This is a genomic window from Metabacillus herbersteinensis (assembly GCF_042433335.1).
GTDB lineage: Bacteria > Bacillota > Bacilli > Bacillales > Bacillaceae > Metabacillus > Metabacillus herbersteinensis.
In genome coordinates, this window is record NZ_JBHLVO010000034.1 from 42,421 (window position 1) to 49,915 (window position 7,495).

At 37.7% G+C, this 7,495-nt stretch carries 4 protein-coding genes; 1 reads left to right on the forward strand and 3 read right to left on the reverse strand.

Translation table 11 applies throughout. The features are described from left to right. Positions 1 to 3: 3 nt before the first annotated feature. A complete protein-coding gene (locus ACFFIX_RS24005; RefSeq protein ID WP_378938597.1) occupies positions 4 to 1,278 on the reverse strand; it encodes an SLC13 family permease in 1,275 nt (424 codons plus the stop codon). A gap of 641 nt (positions 1,279 to 1,919) precedes the next feature. Beyond that, complete coding sequence (locus tag ACFFIX_RS24010) at positions 1,920 to 2,564, reverse strand: GntR family transcriptional regulator (RefSeq protein WP_378938599.1); 645 nt, start codon at positions 2,562 to 2,564, stop codon at positions 1,920 to 1,922. Between the two features lie 248 nt (positions 2,565 to 2,812). On the opposite strand from ACFFIX_RS24010, the gene ACFFIX_RS24015 reads away from it, so the two are divergent. Further along, positions 2,813 to 4,987 (forward strand): FUSC family protein, encoded by a 2,175-nt coding sequence (locus ACFFIX_RS24015; RefSeq protein ID WP_378938601.1) that lies wholly within the window; start codon positions 2,813 to 2,815, stop codon positions 4,985 to 4,987. Positions 4,988 to 5,243: 256 nt separating this feature from the next. Here the strand turns inward: ACFFIX_RS24015 and ltrA are convergent, their stop codons facing one another. Then, a complete protein-coding gene (ltrA, locus tag ACFFIX_RS24020; protein WP_378938603.1) occupies positions 5,244 to 6,563 on the reverse strand; it encodes a group II intron reverse transcriptase/maturase in 1,320 nt (439 codons plus the stop codon). Between the last annotated feature and the right edge of the window lie 932 nt (positions 6,564 to 7,495).

Sequence of the window (7,495 nt, forward strand, 5' to 3'; positions counted from 1 at the left end):
GTATTAGCCCCAAGGTACTCCAATTAGTACAAATACCAACCAAGCTAGACCTGGCGCAAGGACTACTATGAAAGCAGCTACTGTCAAGAGTTTCGTATAAAATTCACGTTCATTCATACCTTGAGCGTTCGCTACCAATAACGCTCCACTTGTAGAGAACGGACTTAAATCAACAATACTTGAAGCAATAGAGATTGCTGCAATAACACCAACGGACGAGACAGTCGGATCTTCAAGGATAGGTGCTGCAAGCGGAATAATAGCCGCCAAGAATCCTGTAGTTGAAGCAAATGCCGAGATTATTCCGCCTACATATGATGCTGCGAGAGCGGCGACAACAGAGCTTTCCACCGATGCTATTAGCTCTGTCAAATAATCGAGAGCTCCAATACTTTCAAGCACTCCTACGTACGTCACGATTCCTGTAATCATAAAGATTACCGTCCAAGGCAAGGTCGCAAGTACCTTTGAGTTCTTTTGTGGAGCCATCAATGTTAACACAAGGCCCACTATAAGAGCAGAAAAGCCCATATTCATTTCTAGCACAAGAGCCATCATGATCAAAACACCTATACCTAAAAGTGTCATTCCTTTATACCAAGTTAACCTGTTTTCATTACGTTCCATACCGTCTTCCAAAGTAGCCGCTACTAAAACCTGTGATGAGTCCTGCTTTAGCAAGCGTAACCCTCCCATAGCGACGTACAAAATTGCTGAAGCTATCGTGCAAAAGAGGACTGTATTTAGGAAGAGTAGTCCCGGCTCATGCGGAATGGCACTCGTTTCCATAACTCCTTTGACGATCAAGCCAAAGAGATTAAGAGGCGAGAAGGCGCCAGCAGTCGATCCAATAACAACTAAGCAACCCATCATAACAGGATTTATTTTATATTGAGCAGCTAATTTTAATGCAATTGGAGCAATGATCATGACACAAGCAGTAGCCTGTGTGCCAATGCTTGACAACAGAATCGCTAGCCCAAACATGACCCAAGGGATCAGACCGATGTTCCCTCTGACCAATTTCAGACCCCAACTAGTGATTAAGTCAATGGTTCCGTTATTCTGAACAATAGCGAAGAAGAAGGTAACCCCTGCCAGAAGAACGAACAAGTCCCCAGGATATCCAGCAAAAATAGCGTCAACTTCCATCCCAGCAACAACAGATCCAACAAAGAAAGCCGCAACAAAGCCCAAAAGCCCAATATTTATCGGCAATAATGTACCGATGACGAACATCAGTAAAAGTATAAGGATTGCAATGAGTTCTATGCTCAAGAAATTTCCCCCTTAATTTTCAAGTAATTAATCCCATCCTATTTTCTAACGCAATTTTTTAGTCTTGTATGAATTGATACACTTCTGCATAACTGATAAAGTAATATTTTCTATCAATTTAATACAAGTCTCTCAATCTTGTAATACTTCCCATCTCTTTAACTCACATACGTCAAATAACTTCTGTACAGGACCAATCTTACTTTTCTCCTCATTGCTAGCGCTTACATTTTTCTTTAAACTGTTAATTCAAAGTGCTTCTGTGTTAAGATTAAGACTAAGTATCATTTTTTCACATGCTATGTACATGGCCATATGTACATAGTTTTTTTATGTGGAATTCTCCCTTTCTCACCTCCGCAATTAGTGTATTCAGTGTGCAGTATACAATTACATATTAATAACTAATAATGATAATGTCAATGATTTTTCTGATAATTAAAAAAATATTGTTGTTTTACTAAATTCATATTCTTTTTATACTAGTCACCCTAGTTATTTTGAATAAAAAACCAAGTGTGATTACGAAAGCTAATGACAAATCCCCCCATACCCAAGGTAAATCTATCAAAATAAGGCAACTTATTAATGAATAAAAAAAAAAAACAAACGCAGTAAACGTTTGTTTTTTTTACTCAATTTCATTGAAAAAAATCCAATCCTCTTTTTTGATCGTTTAATAGATGGCTCTCTACTTCTAGAACAGATTGATCTATATCTCTGGATTTAATTGCTTCGAACAGCTTAAGGTGTTCTTGAAAGATTTCTAGGTTGTATTGTGGTTTTTTGTTTATTTTGGCACGATAGATTAACAGCAGTGATCGAGTATGATCTAAGAGTTGCACCAAATGCTGATTAGAGCAATTTATTATTAACAATTCATGAAATTGAGCGTTCAACTCTAGAACTTTAAAGGAGTCACCATCTTCAATTGCCTGCTTCGATTTCATAAGAACTTCATAGACTTTCTCTAATGCATCTTTAGTTATTTCGTTTACCATTAATCGAACCACTTCTTTTTCTAAAACTAATCGGCAATGACAAAGTTCCAGAAAATCATTTTTGTTTAATTCGACTACCTTCATAATCGAATGATCCTGGGTGATCAATCCTTCATTTTGTAGCTGTCTCAAAGCTTCCCGCAAGGGTGTCCTGCTTATCTTATATTGCTCAGCAAGTTTAGACATGACAATCTTTTCACCAGGCGGAATTTGGCCTGTCAATATTAACTTCTTGAATTCCCGATATACCTGCTGGTACAAAGGTTGAACAATGTTGATTTCCAATGTCAATCCCTCATTTCACAGTAAACGATATTGTTCTATGTGTACTGAATACAATATATGTTACAGGGGTTTTCATAAATATGCAACTTGAAAGAATTATTTAAAGTGATCGAAGTTAGTACAGAGCTATCTGCAAATAGACAGTAGTTTTAAACTATCTATTTAAGATTCAAACTCAAATGCCTAGGGTAATATAATAGAGGACTCTTGGTTTAATAAATATAAAACTAAAGGTAGATGTTATGTTAATGAGAAGAATACATATAAAACACCATTGGCTTGGGAGGCTAATTGCGTCGGATCCGGGATATAAAAGGCTTCAACAAGCTGGTAAAGCTACGATAAGTTTAATAACCGCTGTTTTTACAATGATTTTTATTATGAGAATAATGGGATTTGATCTTCTCTCTCCAGCCATTGTGTCCGGAATGGCTGGACTGTTGGGGATCATGACAGTGATGGATGATACTGAAAAGGAGAAGAGAATAACTACATTACTCCTTTGTGTTCCAGCCATGATCGGTATCACCTTGGGGTCCATCTTCATGGACCATACTTACACAATAGATGTATTGATGGTTCTTGTTATTTTCAACACTTTTTACTTAACACGGTTTGCCGTCCGCTATTTTTCACTTGGCATGATACTCTTTATGACCATATATATATCTTTCATTATTAAAGTAACGCCTGATCAGTTGCTATGGTTTTATCTTGGATCAATCATTGGCACAGCCTATGCGTATTTCTTTAACTTTCATGTTTTTAAAGATTCGGCACAGGTTTTTAAAAGAGGTATGCGCTCCTTTCATATCCAATCGAATCTCTCTTTTTCAATTCTAATTAAAATAATTGAGGACCCGAAAGCCAATCCTAAAAGGTTAAAGAGTCTCAAACAGAACGTCCGTAAACTCAAAGAATACGCACGCTCTGTCTCTGGTGATTTAAATGCTCACGATGTGGAAAAAATATGGCCAGGACTTCAAACTTCCCAACTTAGACTTTATGTGTTTGATACCACAATGCTCGTCGAGACGTTGGCCGTTTCAATTCAAAAGCTCAAAAGTGCTGATGCCCTCGAGTATGAAGAGTTAAGAAAACTCCTCGTTTGGGTGGTGAAAGCACTTCGAGATGCAGAAGTACTGAGCCAGAACTACGAAACCCACCATTTAGAGGAAGCAGAGAAAGCTGTTCAAGCGTTAAGGTTCCTATTAAGTGATTTACACAATTTAGACGATAAATCACAGAGTTGGCTATACCTCATTCGTCGAATTGAATCGATTACCAATCACGTAATTGAAGGTGCGGTGACGTTTCAGCACGCCTTACAGAATCCTGATATGAAAGAAAACCTACTCTTAAACCCAAAATCTAGTGATGAAGATGAATCCAATACAGTAGAAGAGAAAGGCTTAAAGCATTCAACGAAAAAAGCTTATCAAGCGTTGGTTGCAGGAACATTATCTATTATTGTTGGACAAATGATTTCTCCCTCACAGCCATACTGGGTGCTTCTGACAGCTTTTCTTGTCCTTTTAGGAACAGAGTCAGTTGGAAGAACGTATACAAAAGGAATTCAGCGTTCACTTGGAACGATAATCGGGGCTGTTATTGGATTTGCTTTTGCAAAGGCTCTATCAGGTCATACGGCCTTAGAAATTTCATTATTGTTTATTGTCACTTTCTTCGCTTTTTATGTATTTCCTGTTTCGTATACGATGATGAGCGTATTTATTACGATGATGGTCGCTTTTATGTATGATCTTTTGCTAGGGGGAATATCTCTTCAATTAATGGGAGCTCGCGTTTTAGATACATTTGCTGGTGCAGCCATTGCAATCTGTGCCTCTTACTTTATTTTCCCAAAGAAAACAAAAGATAAAGTAGCCGATTCATTGGAAGAATTCTTAAACAATCTGCAACCATATGTCACAGACTATGTCAGAAGTTTTCGCGAAGAGATTAACGTAAAGGGACTAGCAGATCAAACCTTTGATATTGATCAGAAAATGCAAGACATAATAGATCAATCGCAAACTCTCCTAAAGCGACCTGGCGCCCTAAGTTCCTCAGGAATTGCTAGATGGATTACCATTTTCACAGCGATCACTTATTATGCAAAACATTTAGTCGCTTCATCCTATCGGAAGAATTTTGATTATCCAGAAGAGCTCGTTATAACCTTTAATAAAATGGAACAAAAAATCGACCACAATTTTATTACCTTAAAAAAATTAATTAATGGAACTGAACGAAATGGAATCATTTATCGTTTAGAAAAAGAACGTGAGCAAATTGAGCGACTTGCACCAAGTAGCAAACAACAAGCTCACAGCGACTTGATTCACCATCTCTATTACGTGTGGCGTATCAACCAATCGTTAGTGGTGTTGGGAGTTGATTTGGGGGCGAGGGACGAGTGAAAAACAATAGAATGACTAAGATGGGAGTTACCACTAATCTTAGAGAGATTTAGCCTAGTAACTTCTTCTAATATTTCCAGTTCACTGTTGGGGAAATAATAGATTTTTCAAACGCGCATCTCTAATAAAATCGAGTAGAGGGAAAATAAACTAGTTTATTTTCGCCCTCCGGGTAGAAAGGCCGCCCAATTGGCGGCTCAAACCCCCACAGAACCCGGCGTGCGGATTTCCCGCACCGGGCTCTTCAGAAATTGCTTCACAGCTTAGCGTACATCTTCAATTTCGAGTATGGAATTGAGAGTTTAGGACGCTCTAAAGGAAAAACCGACTTAATTTTATTGAATTTTTCCCATGTTATATAGCTCTTTTGACTTCTACTACTTAACATTCTTCTCCAATAACGTTCCGTTATTTTATAGATTTTAGTTATAGCCCTAAGATTACCAGCCATTCCATAGTAATTATAGTGACCTCTAAGAATTTGATTTATCTTTTCAGTTTGGTCTTTTATCGACCAATGTCTGATAATACGAAGCACTTCTTGGATCTTATTTACACTTCGCTTAAATCTAGTCTTTTCGGTTTTCCTACCTACCATGAAATTACCTTTACGGTTTTTAGTACAATAATGTGTAAAACCTAGGAAGTAAATTGTTTCTAATTTTCTCCCTCTTTGTTGGGCATGTTTACTGGCAAACCGTCCAAACTCTACTAGCCTAGTCTTATTAGGCTCAAGTTCTAACGAGAATTTCCTTAATCTTTTCTTAAGGACTTCCTGAAATCTGACCGCATCAGAACGATATTGAAAACATACTACAAAATCATCTATATACCTTATTAGGTGTGCTTCACCTTTTAGCCTTGGTTTTATTGCCTTTTCAAACCATAAATCCAATACATAATGAAGGTAAATGTTGCTTAACAGTACACTTATTGACCCACCTTGTGGTGTTCCAGTTTCGCTAACCTGTATTTCCTTACCTTCCATTACACCTGCTTTTAACCACCTTTTAATTAGACTAATAATCCTAGGGTCACCAATTCGGTGTTGTACAAATTTAATTACCCAATCATGGTCTAGGGTTCCAAAGAAGTTCTTGAGATCAGCTTCCAACACCCAGCTAACCTTCTTCCCCGAAATAGTTTCATTAAGTGTAGCTAAGGCATTATGTGCCCCTCTATTTGGTCTACCACCGTATGAACAATTTAGAAAGTCTTGTTCATAAATTGATGAAAGTACCGTTGAGGTACTTCTTTGTAAAGCTCTGTCCGCTACCGAAGGTACCCCAATAGGCCGTTTTTCAACTTTTCCCGGCTTGGGTATCCAAACCCTTCTTACTGCTGGAGGTTTATAGCTGTGTCTGTGGATTGATTTCATCATTCCTCCAACCCAATTCTCGAACTCAACTATAGCCATATCTCTTGTCGTACCATCGATACCTGGTGAAGTGTTCCTTGGCATATGGTTTAAGCTAGTCCAAATCAGTTCTTTTGTAATGTGATGTGATAATGATGTAAATTGTAGTTTTGTATCTTGTCGAGCTTTTACTGCTATTCTCTCTAATCCAGTTGTCATGATTGGTTTCTCCTTACTTTGAATTAAGGACCGATATCTTCCATTGAATGAAGCTCATGTTTCCTTAGATTGATTCAATTTCTGCTAACCGCTTCCCCATGTAATAGGCTTTCCCTATCTCAGAGTACTATCAGTTAGTAAGACTTCCAATAAACCATCGAATTCTCCTTGCTTTGTGGGCTTGTTGAATTCTTATCTATATTTTATAGAAGTTTATTGGATCTCCCTTGTTCCCAAGGAATCCATTGATGACATGCCGTAGGTACGAATCCCGGGAGTAATGAGAATACCCTTGCCTTTAGCGGTTATTTCATTATTGCCTTCCCCATTGAGAGAAAAGGTCGGCTACTCCACATCACGTTTGATTTCGGGACTAATTATCCTCTTCACTTTATTCCGGCCTGCCATCTTCCTGTCTACGCTTCGCAGTACACGTTACCGTGCAACACGCAAGACTCGGTACAAGACTGCTGGCTAGGCATTATCTAGACGACTATCTCAAGTCGTATGTATTCCTTGAACTTTCAAGGCGCAACCCTCACAGAACCGTACGTGAGTCTGTCTAACAATTTAGCGGATTTTTTGCTTATTTAAGAAGAAAAGGATTTGGACTTATTGATGGTCAACTCATCGCTATTAATGGAACAAAGATAAAAGCTAGCAGCGCAAAAAATAAGCATTATAATGAAAACATTATAAAAAAGAAACTAGACTATTATGAGTCGAAAATTGAAAACCACATTAGTGATTTCCTAAACACAACAGAAAACGATGATATGAAACAAAAAATCAATGAGAAAATTGAGTGTTATCAAGAAAGAATTAAGCAGTTAATTAACATAAAAGAAGATCTTAAAGATAAAGGGATAAAACAAGTCTGTTTAACTGATCCTGACGCAAAGTCTATGAAGAATAACGGTAAATTTGAGGTT